The 20,050-nt window shown below is 60.3% G+C and carries 15 protein-coding genes; 10 read left to right on the top strand and 5 right to left on the bottom strand.

Annotated elements, in window-relative coordinates; translation table 11 throughout:
- Nucleotides 1-22: 22 nt before the first annotated feature.
- Nucleotides 23-3,208 (top strand): error-prone DNA polymerase, encoded by a 3,186-nt coding sequence (locus HMPREF3101_RS08220; protein ID WP_070464286.1) that lies wholly within the window; start codon nucleotides 23-25, stop codon nucleotides 3,206-3,208.
- A gap of 746 nt (nucleotides 3,209-3,954) precedes the next feature.
- On the opposite strand, the gene HMPREF3101_RS11920 is transcribed toward HMPREF3101_RS08220, so the two are convergent.
- On the bottom strand, nucleotides 3,955-4,203 hold the full coding sequence (locus tag HMPREF3101_RS11920) for a hypothetical protein (protein ID WP_168160178.1): 249 nt from the start codon (nucleotides 4,201-4,203) through the stop codon (nucleotides 3,955-3,957).
- A 337-nt stretch (nucleotides 4,204-4,540) separates the two neighbouring features.
- Between HMPREF3101_RS11920 and HMPREF3101_RS08215 the strand changes: the two genes are divergently transcribed.
- The 3 genes from HMPREF3101_RS08215 to HMPREF3101_RS08205 are packed head-to-tail and all read left to right on the top strand — an operon-like array spanning nucleotide 4,541 to nucleotide 7,051.
- The gene (locus HMPREF3101_RS08215) at nucleotides 4,541-4,993 is read left to right on the top strand and encodes a PH domain-containing protein (RefSeq protein WP_070464374.1); all 453 of its coding nucleotides are present in this window, start codon (nucleotides 4,541-4,543) and stop codon (nucleotides 4,991-4,993) included.
- A complete protein-coding gene (locus HMPREF3101_RS08210) occupies nucleotides 4,990-6,483 on the top strand; it encodes a PH domain-containing protein (protein WP_141737404.1) in 1,494 nt (497 codons plus the stop codon). The genes HMPREF3101_RS08215 and HMPREF3101_RS08210 overlap by 4 nt, the downstream gene beginning before the upstream one ends.
- The gene (locus HMPREF3101_RS08205) at nucleotides 6,371-7,051 is read left to right on the top strand and encodes an MOSC domain-containing protein (RefSeq protein WP_070464283.1); all 681 of its coding nucleotides are present in this window, start codon (nucleotides 6,371-6,373) and stop codon (nucleotides 7,049-7,051) included. Before HMPREF3101_RS08210 ends, HMPREF3101_RS08205 begins: the two co-directional genes overlap by 113 nt.
- 12 nt (nucleotides 7,052-7,063) lie before the next feature.
- Here HMPREF3101_RS08205 and HMPREF3101_RS08200 read toward each other — a convergent pair whose 3' ends face one another.
- Nucleotides 7,064-7,537 (bottom strand): tRNA (cytidine(34)-2'-O)-methyltransferase, encoded by a 474-nt coding sequence (locus tag HMPREF3101_RS08200; RefSeq protein ID WP_070464372.1) that lies wholly within the window; start codon nucleotides 7,535-7,537, stop codon nucleotides 7,064-7,066.
- Nucleotides 7,538-7,572: 35 nt separating this feature from the next.
- Between HMPREF3101_RS08200 and HMPREF3101_RS08195 the strand changes: the two genes are divergently transcribed.
- The 3 genes from HMPREF3101_RS08195 to HMPREF3101_RS08185 all read left to right on the top strand — a co-directional run bounded on the left by HMPREF3101_RS08195 (nucleotide 7,573) and on the right by HMPREF3101_RS08185 (nucleotide 9,678).
- On the top strand, nucleotides 7,573-8,430 hold the full coding sequence (locus HMPREF3101_RS08195; protein ID WP_070464281.1) for a bifunctional methylenetetrahydrofolate dehydrogenase/methenyltetrahydrofolate cyclohydrolase: 858 nt from the start codon (nucleotides 7,573-7,575) through the stop codon (nucleotides 8,428-8,430).
- 7 nt (nucleotides 8,431-8,437) lie between these two features.
- Entirely contained in the window at nucleotides 8,438-8,758 is a 321-nt protein-coding gene (locus HMPREF3101_RS08190; RefSeq protein WP_083280171.1) for a DUF3017 domain-containing protein, read from the top strand.
- A gap of 68 nt (nucleotides 8,759-8,826) precedes the next feature.
- Nucleotides 8,827-9,678 carry a DUF1266 domain-containing protein gene (locus HMPREF3101_RS08185; protein WP_070464279.1) on the top strand — a complete coding sequence of 284 codons (852 nt, stop codon included), beginning with the start codon at nucleotides 8,827-8,829 and terminating at the stop codon, nucleotides 9,676-9,678.
- 8 nt (nucleotides 9,679-9,686) lie between these two features.
- Here HMPREF3101_RS08185 and HMPREF3101_RS08180 read toward each other — a convergent pair whose 3' ends face one another.
- Together HMPREF3101_RS08180 and HMPREF3101_RS08175 are read right to left on the bottom strand one after the other, a co-directional pair.
- On the bottom strand, nucleotides 9,687-10,823 hold the full coding sequence (locus HMPREF3101_RS08180) for a homoserine O-acetyltransferase MetX (RefSeq protein ID WP_070464278.1): 1,137 nt from the start codon (nucleotides 10,821-10,823) through the stop codon (nucleotides 9,687-9,689).
- Nucleotides 10,824-12,155 carry an O-acetylhomoserine/O-acetylserine sulfhydrylase gene (locus tag HMPREF3101_RS08175; protein ID WP_070464276.1) on the bottom strand — a complete coding sequence of 444 codons (1,332 nt, stop codon included), beginning with the start codon at nucleotides 12,153-12,155 and terminating at the stop codon, nucleotides 10,824-10,826.
- Nucleotides 12,156-12,359: 204 nt separating this feature from the next.
- Between HMPREF3101_RS08175 and ppc the strand changes: the two genes are divergently transcribed.
- On the top strand, nucleotides 12,360-15,008 hold the full coding sequence (ppc, locus tag HMPREF3101_RS08170) for a phosphoenolpyruvate carboxylase (protein WP_070464274.1): 2,649 nt from the start codon (nucleotides 12,360-12,362) through the stop codon (nucleotides 15,006-15,008).
- Nucleotides 15,009-15,155: 147 nt separating this feature from the next.
- On the opposite strand, the gene HMPREF3101_RS08165 is transcribed toward ppc, so the two are convergent.
- Complete coding sequence (locus tag HMPREF3101_RS08165; protein WP_070464272.1) at nucleotides 15,156-16,634, bottom strand: RNA-binding domain-containing protein; 1,479 nt, start codon at nucleotides 16,632-16,634, stop codon at nucleotides 15,156-15,158.
- Between the two features lie 467 nt (nucleotides 16,635-17,101).
- Between HMPREF3101_RS08165 and HMPREF3101_RS08155 the strand changes: the two genes are divergently transcribed.
- Nucleotides 17,102-19,090 carry a hypothetical protein gene (locus HMPREF3101_RS08155; RefSeq protein ID WP_070464269.1) on the top strand — a complete coding sequence of 663 codons (1,989 nt, stop codon included), beginning with the start codon at nucleotides 17,102-17,104 and terminating at the stop codon, nucleotides 19,088-19,090.
- A complete protein-coding gene (ccmA, locus tag HMPREF3101_RS08150; protein ID WP_070464267.1) occupies nucleotides 19,087-19,701 on the top strand; it encodes a heme ABC exporter ATP-binding protein CcmA in 615 nt (204 codons plus the stop codon). The genes HMPREF3101_RS08155 and ccmA overlap by 4 nt, the downstream gene beginning before the upstream one ends.
- Nucleotides 19,702-20,050 lie beyond the last annotated feature (349 nt).

Raw genomic sequence — 20,050 nt, 5'->3', positions numbered from 1 at the left:
GGATAGTGCTAGTGTTTCCGCTATGAGATTCAACGGGGGAGCGTCACTGTCCTGGTCGCGGCTGGAGCGCATTCTCTCCGGCCGGCCGGGGCCTGCGCCTGTGCCGGTGGGACATGTTGGCACATCTTCGGGCACGGAGCCTGCCGGGCGACATGAACGGCCGTTGGCGGCGGCGCCGTTCGCGGTGCCGTTTGCGGAGCCGTTTGCAGAGCTGCACGCTGTGAGCTCCTACAGCTTCCTTGGTGGCGCGAGTGAGCCGGAAGAACTTGTGGCACGTGCTGCGGAGCTTGGCCTGCAGGCGATTGGCCTGCTGGATCGTGACGGATTCTATGGTGCCGTAAAGTTCGCAGAGGCCGCTGCTGAAGCCGGTATGGATACGGTCTTCGGTGCTGAGCTGACCTTGAATCTGGGGTTGGAGGAGCGAATCTTGCCCGTCATCGCTCGCGGTCCTGAGGGGTATAAACGCCTGTCACACCTGATGGCGCGAGCGCATATGGCAACACGCGAAAAGGGGGAGGTGGCCTACCCGCCGCTTGAGGTGATCGGGGAGGAACTTGGCGACACATGTGTGGCACTGGCGGGGTGGCGTTGGGCTGATGATATCGCTCACTTGGTCGATACCTTTGGAAGCGGCAATGTGGTGTTGGAATATGAGGTCTCCATGACCCCGGAAGACGCCGATAACCACGCTGCACTCGACGCTATAGCCGCCCAAATACAGCTGCCCGCTATCATTACTGCCGCCCCTGCCGCCGCCACCCGGGACGCGGCACGCCTGGCGGCCGCCAAACGCGCGCTGGCGCGCAGGCAGTCGCTCGCCCAGGCGCACGGGGACCTGCACCCGATGGGTGCGAACTGGCTGCGCAGTGCCACCCAGATCGCGCGCATGTGCCCAGGTAGTGAGGGGAAAATGGCCTATGCGGCGGAGCTTGCCGCACAGTGTGCCTTCACGCTGAACCTAGTTGCGCCGCAGCTGCCCACGTTTCCCACCCCCGAAGGTCACAACGAGATGAGCTTTTTGCGCTCAATCACCCATGCGGGGGCGCAGGTGCGCTACGTGGGGAGGGATGCGGTGGTGCGTCGTAAAGCAAAAGCCCAAATTGACTATGAACTGGGCGTAATCGAGGAGCTGAACTTCCCCGGCTACTTCCTCATCGTGCATGACTTGGTGGATTTCTGCCGGCGCGAAAACATCCTGTGCCAGGGGCGCGGCAGTGCGGCGAACTCCGCGGTCTGTTTCGCGCTCGGCATCACCAACGTGGAGCCGGTGTCAGCTGGTTTGCTGTTTGAACGCTTCCTCTCGCCGGATCGGGACGGCCCGCCGGACATTGATATTGATATTGAATCCGGCCGCCGCGAAGAGGTCATCCAGTACGTGTACGCACGTTACGGGCGCGAGAATGCCGCACAGGTGGCCAATGTGATCAGTTATCGCCGCAAAGGCGCCGTGCGTGACGCCGCGCGCGCTTTGGGGTACGCGCAGGGCGCGGCCGACAGCTGGTCCAAGGGGATTGAGAAGCCGCCTTCGAGCGTGGTTGCCCTAGCGGAGCAGTTCCGCGGCCAGCCCCGCCACCTGGGTATTCACTCCGGCGGCATGGTGATTTGTGACCGGCCGATTGCAGACGTAGTGCCGGTGGAATGGGCACGCATGGCTGACCGCTCGGTGGTGCAGTGGGATAAAGACGACTGCGCGTCCGCCGGCCTGGTCAAATTCGACCTGCTCGGCCTGGGCATGCTCGAAGCGCTGCACCACATGATGGACCTAGTTCTGGACACCACCGGGCGTGAGGTTCGCTTGTGGGAGCTTCCGCTTGACGACGCTGCCGTGTACTCCATGCTCGCCAAAGCCGATTCCGTCGGCGTGTTCCAGGTGGAGTCGCGCGCCCAGATGAGCACGCTGCCGAGATTGAAGCCGCGCGTGTTCTTCGACCTCGTCGTCGAAGTCGCGCTGATTAGGCCGGGCCCGATCCAGGGTGGGTCCGTACACCCGTACCTGCGGCGCCGCGATGGCTTGGAGCCGGTGGAGTATGACCACCCTGTGCTGGAGAAATCCCTGGGCAAAACGTTGGGCATCCCGCTGTTTCAGGAGCAACTGATGCAGGTCTGCGTGGACGCCGCCGGCTTTTCCGGCCGTGAAGCCGACGCGGTGCGACGCGCCATGGGCTCAAAGCGCTCCCCGGAGAAGATGGCTGCCATGCGGCAACGTTTCTTCACCGGCTGCTGGGAGGTCAACCAAATTCCTGAGGAGGTTGCGGAGCGGTTGTGGCAGAAGATCGTGGCCTTTGCTGCCTACGGGTTTCCCGAATCCCACTCCCAATCGTTTGCATCCCTGGTGTATTTCTCCGCCTGGTTCAAGCATTACTACCCGGCGCAGTTCTGCGTGGGGTTGCTTCGTGCGCAGCCAATGGGGTTCTACTCGCCGCAGTCACTGATTCAAGACACCCGCCGCCACGGCGTGGAAGTACTGCCGGTGTGTGTGAATGCCTCCGGACGCGAGGCGCTGTGCGTGGATTCCCAGACGATCCGGATGGGCCTTGGTCTGGTGCGCGGCCTAGGTGAGGATGCCGCTTCACGGGTGGAAGCCGCCGCCCCGTTTGCGGACATCACGGATCTCACGCGCCGGGCGGAGTTGAGCGTGGAGCACGTCGAGGCGCTGGCGCGCGCAGGCGCTTTGGATTGTTTCGGCGTGACGCGCAGGCAGGCGCTGTGGCAGGCGGGCGTTGCCGCAACCGAACGCGAGGGCATGCTGCCGGGCGTGAGCGCTATTGCTGCGCCTTCATTGCCAGGCATGAACGCGTTTGAGCTCATGGCAGCCGACGTTGCCGCCACCGGTGTCACCCCTGGTCTGATGCCGGTGGAGATGCTGCGCAGCGCTCTTGGTGCGGCCGGCGTTGTGCCTGCGGATCAGCTGCGCTTGGTTGAAGACGGCACACGCGTCCGCATCGCCGGCGTTATCACCCACCGCCAACAGCCATCTACCGCCAGCGGGGTGACGTTTCTTGGTATGGAGGATGAAACCGGCCTGATGAACGTGGTTATCTCCGTCGGATTATGGAACCGTCAGCGCGTGGTGGCGCGCACCGCAAAGGCGATGATTGTGCGCGGCATTGTGCAAAACGCCTCCGGGGCGGTGTCTATCGTGGCTGATCGCCTAGAGCCGCTGGAGATGGGGCAGTGGCTCACTCGCGGTTCGCGAGATTTCCGGTGACCTGAGCTTGGCGCTGCGTGGGTGGCGAAGAGATCGGATACAGGTTAAAAGTCGGATAGCGGTTAAAAGTCGGATTGCAAACATCGGTTAGGGCCAAAAATGAGCCCAAAACGGCGTTATCCGATGTTTGTTATCCGATGTTTGGGGCAGGACGAGACCGGGTCATCTGTTAGCTGCGCGTTGCTAGTTGCAGGTCATATTTTGGCGTACCCAACTGGCAGGGGCGGAGGTGCCACGTGGCTTCAATACGTTCCAGGGACATCAGGACATCATTTTCCTTGGCGCCGATACTGGAAATGAGAGGGACAATAAACTTATTGAAAGCCTCGAGCACGTCAATATTTAAAAGCGAATCAATATGATTCGCACGATTCCTCAAGTGAACAGCGATTCGGGTGTATTCACCAATAGTTTCACCGACGGATGATCGTCGTGAAGCGGTGCGTATTTGACAAGGGAATGCGCTATGTAGGCAAAACCTCCATAGTTCTTCGCGGGCTCGCTTTTTCTGAGTATTCCTCTCCCATCGATCGGGGAGCAATAATGCCCAGGCTCCAAACGAAGTTTGAGCTACAAGATCGTCATGAGTTATAGTGTTTCTAGAGGTAGAGCTGCTGTATCCTCTGCGATTTCTCCGAACTTGATCCTTCAGGGTTCGTTCTCGGAAGTAGGGGTTGCCGCGAGAATCGAGAAGTTGATTCAGGTGTGGGACTAGGTGGTAATTTGCAATCCACTGTCGGTTACCGTCAGGTGAATTTTTTTAAACTTTCGTCTATTGCATTCCGCAAATAGATTTCTGTAACACCGAGTGCTTCTTGGATAGCGCCCGCCATCCGAATTCCCCAAACATAGAGTGCTTCAGGGTCAACCACCGACAGTTGGGCGGCGTCAATATAACTGCTAAAACGACGTTGTGGCAGCGTGTTTGTAATTATCCCTCTATTTAAGGGCTCTCCTAGCGACATAGAATCAGCGTAGCCATCGATATCTGTCAACTGTTTGATATAGTGAGTCAACCCGCTGTCGATGGTTCGGCAGCGAAGAAGGAGACGGACCGCTAGGTTGACAGTTCCCTTTGAAGCGGACACTTCGGTGTCCGCTTTTATTTTGAGTCCTGACGCTGAGACCACCACCGCCCGGTACCCGCTCCCCGCGGCTCCTGAACTCGACGCTGCGGCTGGTAGCGTAATCGCCATGTCAGACGTGCCAACTGGGACCACAAACCCCCAACCAGCCACCGAACCCGCCGAACTCGCAGACGCCGCCGAACCCACGCAAAGCGCGCACACCGCAGAAACCACCGTGCGGACGCTGCCCACATCCGTGGAGTCGATGAACCGGGTGTCGCCGAAGCTGGCGTGGCCGAAGATGGTGGGCAACTTCATGTCCATGGTGTTGCTGTGCGGCATTTTGTACTTGTGCTGGCTGCGTTGGGACGGCCTAGTGTTCCTCATCCCCCTATGCGTCTTTGGTGTCTTTTTCATCTGGCAGTTCTTCCTGATCCCGTTCCAGGTGCGCAACATGGGCTGGCTGGAAACGGAAGACGAGCTGATCTTGAGCACCGGTAAGTGGTTTCACACCATCACGGTGATTCCGTACGGGCGTATCCAGTTTGTGGACGTTGAATCTGGACCGGTTAGCCGAGCCTTGGGGTTGAAGGAGCTGAAGGTGCACACGGCGTCGAACTCGTCGAATTCGGATTTGCCGGGGTTGCTCGCCGCTGACGCAGATGCGCTGCGTGACCGCCTTGCGGTGAAGGCTCGTGAACGGATGAGCGGCCTGTGACCAGCCCCGAAGGAACCGCAAAGCCCAAGAAATCCCTGGCAGCCGGCATGGAGGGCTACCGGCCGGTGCATCGTTTAACGCCGCTTCTTCGCGTATGGACGTTCGGCGTTGCCCTTGTCACCATCGCCTTGTTCAACTTCACCAAACCGGTATTTCGCTGGTTGAAGGAAGAAAACGTCGGCGTCATTGAAGTGGCGTGGGCGCTCGGCGGGCTGGTGGCGGCACTGCTGGTGATTTTTGGGATTTCGCAAATCTGGTGGCGTCGCAGCGGCTTCAAGCTTGATAACGAAGCGGTGGAAACCCGCCGCGGCGTGCTCACCAACGAAGTCCGCACCGTGCGATACGACCGCATGCAAGCAGTAGACGTGGTGGAGTCCTTTGCACCGCGGATGGTGGGGTTAGCGTCTGTACGCATCGAAGCTGCAGGCAGTGCCACAGCCGGGCTGGACATTACGTATCTGCCTTTAGAGGAGGCAGAGGAGGTGCGTAGGGAGATCCTGCACCACATTCGTTTGACGCAGCCGAACACGCAGATTGGCAAGCGGGCACAGGGGGAAGACGGTGGCGGTGCCCGCGAGCTGGTTGCGCCGATTCCCATCCAGCGCTCCCTGATTGGTACGGCATTTCAGATGTCCGCACTCATCACGCTGGCGTGGGCGGCAGTTCCGCTGATGACGGACCTGACAGCCGCGGCGATCCTGCCGGTTGCTATTGGGTTTTTGCCGCGGATTTGGAGCACGATCGATCAGTCATGGCGCTTCACCTCTTCCACGGACGGCAACATGTTCTATCTCACCTACGGCCTTGCCAATAGGCGTAGCCAGTCGGTGCCGCGCGACCGCGTTCACGCGGTCCAGGTGCGCCAGCCCATGTTTTGGCGACTGTTTGGCTGGTGGACGGTCTCTGTTGTGGTGGCAGGCTACGGCTCAGAAGGGAACAAATCCACCGGCACCTCGAAACTTTTGCCGGTTGGCACCTGGCAGCAGGCGCGCGATGTTGTGGATGCGTTGGGGCCTTTGACTTTCGACGATCTGATCGACCTCAGCAACGTCGACTACCGCTCACCCAGCAACGCTCGTTGGGTTTCGCCCATTGACTGGAAACGCCAAACAGTCAAGGTGCGTCCAGGTGTTGTGGCCGTGACCGCAGGCACGATCGGCCGTTGGTACCAGATGGTTGATACCCCGCACATTCAGGAACTAAGCTTTGAGCGTGGCGTGATCCAGCGCCGCCTCGGACTTGCGGGTGTGGACTTGGACCTGGTACCCGGCGCGTTCTCCATGTCGTGCCGAGACATGCGAGTTGAAGATGCCATTGAACTAGTAAACACGCTGCGGGCACGTCAGCTGCCGCCGATGCAGCCTGTAGCCTTGCCGCATGACAGTGAATTACCCGGCGAACTCCCCGGCGAAGACCCCAACAGTGCTCTCGACGAACATAGCGAAGCCGCAACCGGACCCAGGTGGCCAGAGCCGACACAGCGGGATTGAGAAGGTTGCCGCGGATGAAATCGTGGTGACCATCCCCGGCCCGGATTACGGTGACGGCTCCGGCGTGGTCGGCGACCATATTGGGGACACGAAACACCACGGCGGCCAGCAAAAGGCTATCTACGCGTACTCGCGTGAATGCCTAGACGGTTGGGAGGCTGAGCTTAACCGCAGCCTGCCTAACGGCATGTTCGGCGAAAACCTCACCACCAGCGGCATCGTGTGGGCTGATGTGGTTTTGAATCAGCGTTTCCGCATCGGTGAGGTGGAGCTGGAGGTCAGCGTGCCGCGCACCCCGTGCCGAACGTTCGCTGCATGGATGGGAGAGCCCGGCTGGGTTCGACGCTTCGCCGAATCCGGCGACTGTGGCTGCTACTTCCGCGTCAACAAGGAGGGCGTGATCCGCCCCGGCGACGCAATCGAGGCACTAGACTCCCCGGAGCATGGCTTCACCATGGGCGAAGCCTTCGCAGCATGGATGGGCAACGCGGACCTGGCTCGGCGCATGTGGGAGCTGAACATCCTGCCGCCGCTGTACCAGCAGCGCTACGACAAACGCTTTGGCTAAGAGCTAGCGCGCTCACACACCGCCGGCAAAGCCGTGCTGGCGCCAGGCCTCAAACAGCGCAATGGATGCGCTGTTGGTCAGGTTCATGGAGCGGCGGCTGGGCAGCATGGGGATGCGCACGCGGTCGGTGACCAGTGGATGGTGGGAGTGCTCGTAGGGCAGGCCCGTAGGTTCGGTGCCGAAGAGCAGCGCGTCGCCTTCGACGTATTCCACCTCGTGGAAATAACGGGTGGCTTGGGTGGTGAAGGCGTAGGTGTGGGAGGCGTTGAGCGTGGATAAGCAAGAGCCCAAGTCGGGATGGATCTGCACATCCGCAAGATCATGGTAGTCCAGCCCGGCGCGCTTGAGATGCTTGTCATCAAAGTTAAAACCCAGCGGCTCCACCAGGTGCAGGGTGGCGCCCGTATTCGCAGCTAGGCGGATCGCGTTGCCGGTGTTGCCGGGGATCACGGGGTTGTCAAAAATAATGTGAAACACCTGGCTCAGCCTAGCCACTTGCCTGCACTGGTTAGGATAGGACCGTGACTGCGATCAAACTGGACGGCAAACTCTACCGCGAGGAGATTTTCGCGGACCTGAAAACCCGCGTGGAGCGCTTGAAAAGCGACCACGACATTACCCCGGGCTTGGCCACAGTGCTTGTGGGCGATGACCCGGCAAGCCAGAACTACGTGCGCATGAAGCACAAGGACTGCGAAGAGCTGGGCATCGCTTCCATCATGAAGGAGCTGCCGGGTGACTGCATGCAGGAAGAGCTGGAGCAGCTCATCGATGAACTCAATAACGACCCAGCTGTCACCGGCTACATCGTCCAACTTCCGCTGCCGAAGCACCTGGATGAAAACCGCATCCTGGAGCTGATCGACCCAGACAAGGACGCAGACGGCCTGCACCCAGTGAACCTGGGCAAGCTGGTGCTCAACGAGCCGGCACCGCTGCCGTGCACCCCGAACGGCACCATCAAGCTTCTGGAGCGCTTCGGTGTGGACTTAAACGGTGCGATCGTGTGCGTGGTGGGCCGCGGTGTGACCGTGGGGCGCCCGATCTCGCTGATGCTGACCACCCGTGGCGTCAACGCCACCGCCGTGCTCTGCCACACCGGCACCAAGGACCTGGCTGCGGAGACGCGCCGGGCAGACGTGGTGATTGCGGCGGCAGGTAAGCCGCACATGATCACCGCGGACATGATCAAGGAGGGCGCTGCGCTTGTAGACGTCGGCGTGTCCCGCGTGGACGGCAAAACTGTTGGAGACCTGCACCCGGACGTGTGGGAGAAGGCCGGTTGGGTCTCCCCGAACCCGGGCGGTGTCGGCCCGATGACGCGTACGTTCTTGGTGCGCAACATTGTGGAGCGCGCGGAGCGCCAAGCCGGGGTGTAGTCGCGTTTTGGCCAGCCAGCTGGATAACCCCCACGACATTGGTAACGCGCCCTCGGTCCTCCCACGGCGTGTGCAGCGGGCGATGACGGCGCTGTTTCTCGCAGGCTTTGTGGCCTCCGGGCTGTTCGCAGCGACCGAGCACTGGCGCCGCGCCACCTTCACGCTAGGTGCGGCGATGCTGTGGCTAACAGTGGTGCGCCTGACGTGCGACTCCCAGGTCATCGGCCTGCTGGCCGTGCGCTCCCGGCGTTTCGACGCTCTGTTTACCACTGCGCTTGGCGCCGCCATGATGTGGCTGGCATGGTCGGTTGACGCGCTGGGGTCTTAAATGCCGGGGGTGGTGCCTAATGTGTAACCGCTTAACGCTGCCTGAGACGTTTGGTAGCGTTGCGGGGTATGTTCTGGAAAAAGAAGGAAAAATGGGCCAAAGAGCCCGAATACGAAGAGTTTTTTGATTTCCAACCCGACCCTGAGCAACTGCGCCAGGTGAACTTCCCGGGAGTGGAGACCAAGCAACACCCCGTTGACGTCGGGTTAGCGTTTTCCCTGATGATGCCGTTCGGTGAATCCGAGAAACCGCCGATGGACGCGCTGCCTGAGCCGCTCCGGAAAGACGGTCCCCGGGACGAAGCAAGCCTGCACGAGCAACTCTCCGGCGTGCTGGCTATCCAATGGGGGATTTCGCAGCATGAGGAGCTGATTGACATGCTGGAACACTTGCTGGATCCTCCGTCAGTTGATGACCATTTTTACCGCGTTTTCCGCCCCGCGCTGCAAGCGCTGATTCAGCTTCCCCAGGACGAACGAAAACAGGCGGTTCCGCAGATCAAACAGCAGGCTCTGGCGTCGGTGCAGATCAATCCGGAATTTCTTGAGGTAGCGAGTGAAAGCCTCGACGGCTGGCTGGACATCTACACGCAGCCCGGCAACACCAAGGTGCTGCCGCAACGCCTGCCGCGCACCGTGGTCAGCTGGGACACGGCACGCGCGGCGCGTCTTGCGCGTATCGGCTATCTCGTCGGCATGCTGAGCGCTGAGGAAGCAACCGCGTATTCGCAGCGTGCGCTCCAAATCACGCGGGACAATTGCACCGACTGGCGTGAGCACATCGACGGATTCATCCTGGGGCGTGTGAACTGGCTTGAGGAGGTCAACGACGAAGCGCTTGAACACCGTGACATGTTGGCCTTCCGCCTACGTCACCCGGAATCCGTGTGGGCGAAGTACCCGCTCCACGGCCGCTACTAGGCGCCCTGCTAAATGTCGTAAGCACCGTGGGCGACGGCCATGTCGCGTGCGGACGGCGTCTCTTCCGTCAGCGCGATGAAGTGCCGCAGAATGCGGTCCATCTGTCGTGCCTCTACCAGGAAGGCGTCGTGGCCGACGGGGGAGGACAGCTTCGACATAGCCAGCAGGTTGCCCAGGTTGCGGGAGATGTGTTCCTGCTGGTGGTAGGGGTACAAAATGTCCGTGTCCACGCCAACAATCATGGTTGGCACGGTTGAAGACGCCAGAGCCTTATTCAGCCCGCCGCGGCCGCGGCCGACATCGTGGCGGTTTAAGGCTTCGGTGAGGGTGACGTAGCAGGCGGCGTCGAAACGCTTGGTCAGCTTTGTGCCTTGGTGTTCGAGGTAGGACTGGACGGCGAACCGGTGATCGTCGGTACGAAAAGCCCCAAGGGGGTTTTCGCCGGGCTGGGCGCTGGTGCCGAAGCGCTCGTCGATCTCCATCTCGCCGCGGTAGGTCAGGTGCGCCACGCGTCGCGCAGCAGCAAGCCCCGCGTCGGGGGAGCGGCCGGTGCCGTGATAGTTGCCGCCCTGCCAGTCCGGGTCGTGCGTAATGGAGGTGATCTGCGCGGTTTGTATGCCAATCTGCCAGGCGCTCGCGCGCGCGGAGACCGCCAACACCAGCGCGTAGTCCACCTGCTCAGGAAACATCAGCGTCCACTCCAAAACGCGGGCGCCGCCCATGGATCCGCCAACGATGGCGTGTACGCGCGAGATGCCAAGCGTTTCAAAAAACGCCTGCTCCGCATGCACCATGTCGCGGATGGAGATTGCCGGGAAGCGAGAGCCCCACACCCCGCCGTCGGGGTGCTGGCTTGCGGGGCCGGTCGAGCCGTAGCAGGATCCCAGAGCATTCGTGCAGATCACGCACCATTTGTCCGTGTCTAGCGCCTTGCCTGGGCCGACGGCTTCGCTCCACCAGTCGGTGGCGTCAGAATCGCCGGTGAGTGCGTGCTCAACAACGATGATGTTGTTTTTGCCGTGGGGGTCTCCACGAAACTCGCCCCACCGCTGGTACGCAATCTGCACGTCAGCGATGACTGCGTCGGCTTCGGTGGTGACATCCCCGATGCCAACGGTTGAAATCTCGCCTTCCGGGCCGAGCATTTAGACCGCCGCGAAGCCGCGCTCGAGGTCCGCGATGATGTCTGCAACATCCTCGATACCCACCGACAAACGCACCGTTGCCTGCGAAATGCCAGCGCGCGCAAGGCCCGCAGCATCCGACTGGGAGTGCGTGGTGGAGGCCGGGTGGACAACCAGCGAGCGCACGTCACCAATATTGGCCACGTTGGAGTGCAGTTTCAGCGCGTCGATGAAACGCCAGGCCGCAGCGCGGTCCTCCGGATCACCCGCAACATCAAAACTGAGCACCGAGCCGGTGTAGGTCAGCCCCAGCTTCTCCTTCGTGGCCTTGTACGGGGAGTCATCCAGGCCGGCATAGTTGACCTTGGCTACCTTGTCGTGGCCGGCCAAAAACTCCGCCACCTTCTTCGCGTTCGCATTATGCTTCTCGACGCGCAACGCCAACGTATCAATACCCTGCAGCGCCACCCACGCGTTGAAGGGGGAAATCGCAGCACCCGTTTCACGCAGGATGCCAGCGCGGGCGCGAAGTGCGAACGCCGGGGCACCGAGGTCGGCGTACTTCAAGCCGTGGTACGCGGGGTCCGGGGTGGTAAACAGCGGGAAGACGTCCTTGCCGTCGCGCTGGACGGTCCAGTCGAACGTGCCGCCATCTACAATCGCGCCACCGATGGCCGCACCGTTGCCGGTGTAGAACTTCGTGGTGGACAACACCACAATGTCTGCACCCAGCTCAATCGGGCGTACCAGTGCGGCGGTGGCCATGGTGTTATCCACAATCAGCGGCACCTGGTTGTTGTGCGCGACATCCGCAATAGCCGGGATGTCCAGCACGTCTGCGATCGGGTTGCCGAAGGTTTCGCCGTAAAACGCCTTCGTGTTCGGTTGCACGGCGGCCTGCCAGCTTTCCGGGTCATCCGGGTTGTCTACAAACGTGAATGCAATGCCCAGCTTCGGCAGCGTGTGCTGGAACAAGGTTTCCGTGCCGCCGTAGAGGCGCGGAGAAGTGACAATGTGGTCGCCCGCCTGGGCAAGGGTAAGAATTGCCGCGGTTTCGGCAGCCATGCCGGAGCCGAAAGCGGTTGCCGCAACGCCGCCCTCAAGAGAAGCCAGGCGGTCTTCCAGCGCCTGCTGGGTCGGGTTGGTAATGCGGGTGTAGATCGGGCCCGCGTCCGAGAGGTTAAAACGGTTCTCCGCATGCTGTGCGTCGTCGAAAACATAGCTGGTGGTCATGTAAATCGGCTGGTTGCGGGCCGCGAAGTCTTGGTCCAGCTGCTGGCCGGCGTGGATAGCGCGGGTGCCAAAAGACCACTCGTTTGCGTTGGAATTGTCGTAGCTTTGCTTCGTTGTCATGCAGGACAATGTAGCCCGCTTTGTCTGGCAATGTGTACCAAGCTGTCTGTCTTGCGAGTTGAGGGGGTGAATAAAAATCATGCGAATACGCCAGCTCGCGATAGTGCACCCTCCGTTCCCGAGACAGTCGATGTGGGCTGGGATACGTTAACTAGAACGCTTTGTCCGCCCGCCTTTATCGCGCCTGAGTTGAAAGAAGCCTCCGTGTCTGACCAGCCCGCCGATCACGTCCGTGAAGATATCCGAATCCTAGGCCGGGTGCTCGGCCGCGTGCTCGCTGAGCAGGAGGGTCAGGAGATCTTCGACTTGGTCGAATCCACCCGCCGCACTGCCTTTGACATCGCCCACGGGGATGCCGCCCCGGAGGACCTGCTCGCAGTCTTTCGTGACATGGATATCACCAAGATGAACCTGGTTGCCCGCGCGTTTAGCCACTTTGCGCTGCTGACCAACCTGGTTGAGGACCTCGACGATGAGAAGGCGGCCGCGCCCGTTTCGCTGCGCACCAGCTTCGCACACCTAAAAGATAGCGGGGTAGACGCCGACAAGGTTGCCGAACTTATCGCCGGAGCGCAGGTCTCCCCGGTGCTCACCGCGCACCCGACCGAGACCCGCCGCCGCACCGTTTTTGACACTCAGACGCACATCAAGCGCCTGCTGAGCGAATTCCACGCCGGCGCCGATCTGGTCGCCATCGAGCGCGAGATGGAACTGCGCATGACCCTGATGTGGCAGACCGCGCTCATCCGGATTGCGCGCCCGCGCCTGGAGGACGAAATCGACGTCGGCCTGCGCTACTACAAACTCTCTCTGCTCGAGCAGATCTCGGCGCTTAACCGCGCGATCCGCTACGAACTGCGCGATACCTTCGACCGGGACCTCGCCCTTACCCCCGTGATGCGCCCCGGCTCCTGGATCGGCGGCGACCACGACGGCAACCCTTACGTCAACGCCGAAACGCTCACCTACGCCACTCGCCAGGCCGCCGACACCGTGCTTGCCCACTATCTCGACGAATTAGGCGAGCTGGAGCGCGAGCTCTCCCTCTCTGACCGCTATTCCACCTGCTCGGCGGAGCTTTCCCAGCTTGCCGACGCCGCCAACAACACCGCCGAGTCCCGCGTCGATGAGCCCTATCGCCGCGCCATCTACGGCATCCGCCACCGCGTCGCCGCCACCCGCGACGTACTTGCCGGCTCGGTGGCCGAGGGCTCGCCCTATGCGGATCCCGGCGAGCTGCTCGCCGATCTGGACGTGATCGACGCCTCCCTGCGTGCCCACGGCGGCGCCATCATCGCCGACGACCGACTGAACCGCCTGCGCTCGGCGGTGACCACCTTCGGCTTCCATCTCTACACGCTCGACCTGCGCCAAAATTCCGAATCCTTCGAGAAGGTCGTTGCCGAGGTGCTTAGCGTCGCCGTTGTGTGCGAGGACTACGCCGCGCTTGCGGAGGAAAAGCGCGTGGAGGTGCTCGTCGAGGAGCTGCGCACCCCACGCCCGCTGCTGCGCGCCGAGGCGCAGCTTAGCGACGACACGCGCAAGGAAATGGGCATCCTCACCGCCGCCGCACGCGCCGTCCGCGACCTAGGCCAAGGCGCGATCGCGCAGTGCATCATCGCCATGACCGGGACCGTTTCCGACATCCTGGAGCCCATGGTCTTGCTCAAGGAGGTCGGCCTGGGCAGCGTCAACGTCGTCCCGCTGTTTGAGACCATCGAGGACCTCGCGCACGGTGCCCGCATCCTCGAAGACCTCTGGTCACTGCCGTTCTACCGCGAACACCTGCGCGCCCGCGGCGACGTCCAGGAGGTCATGCTCGGCTACTCCGACTCCAACAAGGACGGCGGTTACCTGCAGGCCAACTGGGCGCTTTACGACGCCGAACTCGCCCTCGTCGAACTCTGCAACCGCCACGGCGTCCGCCTTCGGCTCGCGCACGGCCGCGGCGGGGCAGTCGGCCGTGGTGGTGGGCCCACCTACGACGCCATCCTCGCCCAACCCAAGGGCGCCGTCGATGGCTCGATTCGCATCACCGAGCAGGGCGAGATCATCTCCGCCAAGTACGGCTCGCCAGAGACTGCGCGCCGCCACCTCGAGGCCTTCGTCGCCGGCACGCTCGAGGCCTCCCTGCTGGACACGGAGCCGATCGCCGACCCGACCCGCGCCTACGAGATCATGCGCACCCTTGCCGCCTACTCCGGCGAAAAGTACAACGAACTCATCGGCGACCCCGGCTTCATCGACTACTTCACCCAATCCACCCCGCTGCATGAGATCGGCGAGCTCAACCTCGGCTCCCGCCCGGCGTCGCGCAAACAAACCACCGCGATCTCCGATCTGCGCGCCATCCCCTGGGTCCTGTCCTGGGCGCAGTCGCGCACCAACGTGCCGGGCTGGTTCGGCGTCGGCACCGCAGTCGAGCGCTGGGCAGGCGAAAGCGAAGAGCGCTGGGAGGACCTGCGCGAGCTCTACCGTGACTGGCCCTTCTTCCGCTCCGTACTGTCCAACATGGCTCAAGTCATGGCTAAGGCGGAGCTGTCGCTGGCCCGCCTCTATGCCGACCTGGTGGAAGACCGCGAGGTGGCCGAGCGCATCTACACACTCATCGCCGAAGAATTCGAGCGCACCAAGCAGGTCTACTTCCGCATCACCGGGCACACCGACCTGGTTGCTGAGAACCAGCGTCAGGCCCGTTCGCTGAAGCGCCGCTACCCCTACCTGCTGCCGCTCAACGCTGTGCAGCTCGAGCTGTTGCGCCGCTACCGCGCCGGCGACGAGACCTTCCTCGTGTCCAAGACGATCCAGGTCACCATGAACGGGCTGGCCACAGCGCTGCGCAACGCGGGGTAGGTTTCTGCGACTGGGGCGCTGGGTAGATGCCTTGCAACCCGCTTCAGAAGCAAGAAAGAGGCAAGAAAACGTTTCTCCAGGTAGGAGCGTTTTTGGGGCGGTTTTCGGGCTGTTTAGGCACCTTTTCCCGGTTACGAAGCAAGAAACCTACTCGGCCCAGAAAGGGACATAGCGGCGGTTGCGAGTTCCCGCGTTCGGGTCGTGGAGCCGGATGAGGCCTTCATCCACCGTGGCGTTAATGAGACGGGTCGCCTGGGCGGTCTGCGTATCCCTGAGACCGAAGCGACTTCGCACCGATGCATTCGTGACGGCGCGATTATCCAGAAAGCCAAGACACGCATGCTGGTAAACAGCTTCGATCTTTTCATCTGTAGTCATCAGCTTGAACGGACGGTAGGCGCTCAGCGTGACGGTGGTTGTGCCATTTGATCGAATGAGCGCCGGCGGAAAGTGCTCTGCCTCCAGCGATGCAACGATCTTGTCCCAACCGCTTCCACGTTGCTCGACGAAGTGTGCCAGGCGAAGCGCTTCGCCGAGGCATGGATTGCGAGTTGTAGAAGCCGAGTCAATAAAACGCTGGGGATCGACCAACGGGGTTCCAGGGTTGGTCACTTCGACACGATCACTGAAAACTTCAACGGTTAAGTATTGACCGCGCTGCTCCAGGTCCTGGTGCATGAGCGCATTCGCAAACACTTCGCGAAATGCCACCGTAGGTAGCAGCGGGGTTTCAACTCGGCGTCCGCTTGAATCGATGGTCTCCCCACCAGGCCTCACTGTGTTCACCAAGGTGACAATCTTGCTAAACGACGTGGCGTATCCCTCGTCAAAGTCCCACTCCCGTTGCAGCTGTTTCCTCGACGTGTCGTCGAAATGCATCACGCGTGGGGCCAAGCCGGCGAGCTGTGGGAAGTCTTTGAGGGAGCGCGCGTACATCAGTGCGGACCAAGCGGGAATGCACCAGCCTGATTCGTGGGAATATGTAATCGCTTCTGCCGCTCGCATTGTGTCAATGAGAGCGCTGCCAACATTGTGTGGCAGTTCCGGCCGGTTGTTAAAGAAGGCGTCGGAGGAGAGAAGGTCGGTGATTTCTTCTGGTTCGAGGCCTTCCGCGGCATTGCTGGTTTCAAACTCGAACTGGTTGAGCTTTCTCCACAACTCGCGTTCGCGATCTGGAAAGTCCATCAGGTTCTTGGTGTAACTGCCCTGTCGGAAGTAACGGGTTCCGTCGTAAGCGTAAGGAGCCGAGAGTGCAGCGGGAACCCGGAGGAGTACCACAGTTTTGCCTTCGATTGTGACCGCCTCGAAGGAGAGTGTTGGCGTGGGGGAGACTACACGCTGCAGCCACGGGAAAAGGTCTTCGTTGCCCTTGCCTTTCGCGGTCTCCCATTGGAACGAAGTGCCCACGATTTCATGAGCGTCACTTACACCCCAGATCAGGTAGCCTGCTGGTTCATCATGAAGGCGTGCCGAGTTGCCCAGCGCACTCACGTATTTGGCGATTTCCGGGCCGGTCGTGGCGCTGCTTTCCTTAAACTCCAGCCAGGGGAGTTCCGCAGGCAAAGCGAGGAATCGTTTAATCCTGGCAATGAGTTGAGGCTCCGGCGTGGAATTAAGTGGCGACATGTCTCAAGTATCCCCCAGAAGCAAGAAAGAGGCAAGAAAACGTTTCCGCAGGCAGTGAAGGTTTTGTGGGTGTTCTGGGGTGGTTTTGGAACCATTTTCCGGTTACGAAGCAAGAAAACGGCCCCGGCCGCCGAGATCACAACCATGGGCGAGCTGCCGTCGCTACGCCGCGCCAGGAAAGCCCCAGGCTGGCCCGGCAAGGTGATGTATTATGAGGTAAATCACAAAATAGGGTTATCTGCTAGCGGTAAAATAAATCTGACCCCGATAATTGCGATATGGCGGAAGCCCCCGCCGCTGAACATCTACTGATGGGAGGGACCATGGAAATTCAGAATCGACATGGCTCTGCAGCTGTGGGGAAGTCTCAGTCAGAAAGAGGCTGCGTAAGCAGGAACGTCTGGTCACGTGCCACTGCTTCGCGCAAGAGGATTGACAATGAGCCCTTCTACCAACATTGCTAGAGCATGTCTTTCCTGAAATCAGGCCTATTGGCCGTGGGGATATTCGCCACGGCCATTCTGGCGACTACCGTGGCTTTCCTCGGCGTGACGCTCTACTCAACGATCGATGGTCACCTGGGTGAGTACGGGGTAGAGGTGGAATCAGATCGCACCGCTTCGGAGCGTGCGAGTTTCTATTCTGAGCTGGCTGACTTTGCGCGAAGCAATGACTTCGATATCGCGGTTAACTACTCGTCGCTCGCTGTCTCAGGTGGTGAGCAGCGAGTCTACTCATCTTCGCTTCCGCCTGACGGCGGTCGGGTGGAACGGCCGCGCTTTGAACGCGGGGAAGTTGACATACTTTATCCGCTGGAAGACTTTCCATACTCTGATCCGAGGCAACTTCTCCATATCAAAGGGTCTGCGACGGACGAGCAGCACTTGCTGCGGTGGTTAGATGAGCAGGGGCTTGAAGCGGTGCCTCTTACCAGGTATTTCACGGAGATCTTTGCATCTTCGACTATCCCTATTCTGCTGATCTTGTCTGTGCTCCTGTGCCTGGTTCTCAGCGCAGGCCATGTTCTTGCCCGCTCACGTGAGGTCGGTGTGCATCGACTGCTTGGACTCAGCGTCGCGGAAACGACCCGTATTGAAATTCAGCGGCAAAGATTTGCGCTTACGATCGTCTACCTCGGAGGTCCACTGCTTGTTGCTGGCCTTCTCTATGCCTACAACGGGTGGGCGGAGAGCTGGGTATTTTGGAGAATGTATTTCACGATCAGCGTGATTCTGTCTGTGTGTTTGCTCGTTGGTTACCTGGGCGGGCAGTTTCTGGTTCGCAGGACATCGATACCTCAATCCATCAAGGGCAAGATTCACGCGCGGCCAATTCTCTATTCCCTGACCGTCGTCCGCGGCGTGACCCTGGTTGCTGCGCTTAGTGTGGTTGCAACCTTGGTTGGGTTTTCTGCGGAACTCGAGGCGCGTCACCGCTTGCAGGGGGCGTGGGATGCGCACCGTGGGCCGCAAGAGTTGGCGTTAAACGCCAACACGGCCTTCGAAGACTGGTCAGATACAGAGACCGCAGCGCCATTCCGGGTTGCCGATAAAGCGGGAGACGTACTCCTCGTTGACCCTTATTGGATTACATGGCCCGTGCAATTGGAAGCACCAGTTCTATTAGTGAACCAGGAATTCGCGCGACAGGCGGGAGTGTCGATGTTGGATGGTGCTGTAGTGACGGTCTGCTCGCCGGGAGAGTTGTCTGTGCACTCGAGAAACGTGATAGAGAATTCGCTCGAGTTCGAGGCTGGCTATGCCAATGAACCAGCGCCCGACATAGAGTGGCGGGACGGTTGCAGCTTAGGCTCGGTATTCACCTATGACGTTAACTACCGTCCGCAAGTTGATAACCCGATTCTCGTCATCCTTCCGCGTGGCCTCGCCCCGTTGGGGGACCACAACTTGATGTCAAAGGTATCCCAGCAAGTCCTTCTCACTGCCTCCCCTGATGTGCCTTCGCAAATGTTGAAGGGTGCAACTGGGAATACGCTTGCTTTCTTCAGGCCGCGCGAGGACTCATGGCAGGCGAGCATTCGCACCGCCGAGCAGAATGTGGCTCTGTGGGGGCTGAATGGCTTTGCATCAGTCCTGCTTGTGTCGGTCTTGGTCGGAGCCACGGTCCTTACTTTTCGTGTTACTTACCGGCGCAAAATCCACGTTGCCTATGTTTGTGGGCGAAGCCCTTGGTGGGTTGCAAAAGAAGCAGTAGCTTTCGAAGTTGCATTTTTCCTAGCCATGATTGGTTGGCTGCTTTATAAGGTCCGCGATCATTGGATTCAAGCCGAGAGCCGCGTACCGTCAACCTGGAGTATCGGGTTTGAAAATCAATGGACACCATCCACCATTTTCGCAGTATTAGGTTTCGGCGCAGTATGGTTCGTGGTTTCTGTGGGGTTGATGCACAAAGCTGCGTCGCAGTGGGATGCTAGAGGAGGTGCGGAACCGCAATGACAATTCAGGTAAACGAAGTATCCTGCGCATTTGGCGAGCGGACGATTTTGCAAGCTTTCACAGCCACGTTTAGGGCAGGTCGAATCACGGCGCTTACGGGGCCCTCCGGCAGCGGCAAAACAACCTTACTCAATATGTTAGGTGGGCTGACTACGCCGGATTCGGGGACGATCGAGTTCGAGGGGCTCGACATCGCATCTATGAATTCGCGCGCACGTCGCAAATTTCGGCGAGCAAACGTCGGATATCTGTTTCAGGACTACGGTTTGGTCTCCGATCTTTCTGTAATCGACAACATCAAGATCGCTGTTCCTCGCATCTCCCGCGAAACAATGGAAGCGGCCTTGAATGAAGTCGGGCTTGGCGGATCCGAAAAGCGAACGGTGAGCGAACTTTCTGGTGGTGAACAACAACGCATCGCTTTGGCAAGGCTCATTCTCGCGCAGCCGAAAATAGTGTTAGCGGATGAGCCAACCGGGGCCCTCGATGAAGCAAACGCGCAACTCGTCCTTAAACATCTACGCCATTTTGCTCAGGAAGGCGCAGTAGTCGTCGTAGCCACCCATTCTGCGTTTATTTCCAATAATTCAGACGAGGTAGTGGAGCTCTGATGTAGCGGAAAAATATATCTGGGATCGAGCGTCACCCCTGTATTTTCGGGATGCGCAGTCTTTCGGTGACGCGTAGACAGAACCCAGCGCTTACGGGCGGGGTGGCGGTTGGGGATGGAAGGCGAGACTGGGATGATCAACGTGGTTGTCTCGGTCGGGCACTGTTAGGACCACAGCGTTTCCCAGCCGACTAACGCCGGTGGCGAGACCTTCCCCGTGTCCAAGACGATCCAGGACACCATGAACGGGCTCGTCATCGCCCTGCGCAACGCCTGGGAGGTTGTCGTTCGACGCCTCGGAGCCGGAGAGGCGGATCTGTCGATTCGGGGTAGTTGGTACCGTGAGTCCG

Source organism: Corynebacterium sp. HMSC29G08, from assembly GCF_001806875.1.
GTDB lineage: Bacteria > Actinomycetota > Actinomycetes > Mycobacteriales > Mycobacteriaceae > Corynebacterium.
This window is presented reverse-complemented; position numbering and strand designations above follow the sequence as displayed.

Coding starts and splice junctions, on each gene's coding strand:
- HMPREF3101_RS08220 (WP_070464286.1), top strand. CDS start 23: ATGAGATTCAACGGGGGAGCGTCACTGTCCTGGTCGCGGCTGGAGCGC.
- HMPREF3101_RS08215 (WP_070464374.1), top strand. CDS start 4,541: ATGAACCGGGTGTCGCCGAAGCTGGCGTGGCCGAAGATGGTGGGCAAC.
- HMPREF3101_RS08205 (WP_070464283.1), top strand. CDS start 6,371: ATGACAGTGAATTACCCGGCGAACTCCCCGGCGAAGACCCCAACAGTG.
- HMPREF3101_RS08185 (WP_070464279.1), top strand. CDS start 8,827: ATGTTCTGGAAAAAGAAGGAAAAATGGGCCAAAGAGCCCGAATACGAA.
- HMPREF3101_RS08180 (WP_070464278.1), bottom strand. CDS start 10,823: ATGCTCGGCCCGGAAGGCGAGATTTCAACCGTTGGCATCGGGGATGTC.
- HMPREF3101_RS08175 (WP_070464276.1), bottom strand. CDS start 12,155: ATGACAACGAAGCAAAGCTACGACAATTCCAACGCAAACGAGTGGTCT.
- HMPREF3101_RS08165 (WP_070464272.1), bottom strand. CDS start 16,634: ATGTCGCCACTTAATTCCACGCCGGAGCCTCAACTCATTGCCAGGATT.
- HMPREF3101_RS08155 (WP_070464269.1), top strand. CDS start 17,102: ATGTCTTTCCTGAAATCAGGCCTATTGGCCGTGGGGATATTCGCCACG.
- ccmA (WP_070464267.1), top strand. CDS start 19,087: ATGACAATTCAGGTAAACGAAGTATCCTGCGCATTTGGCGAGCGGACG.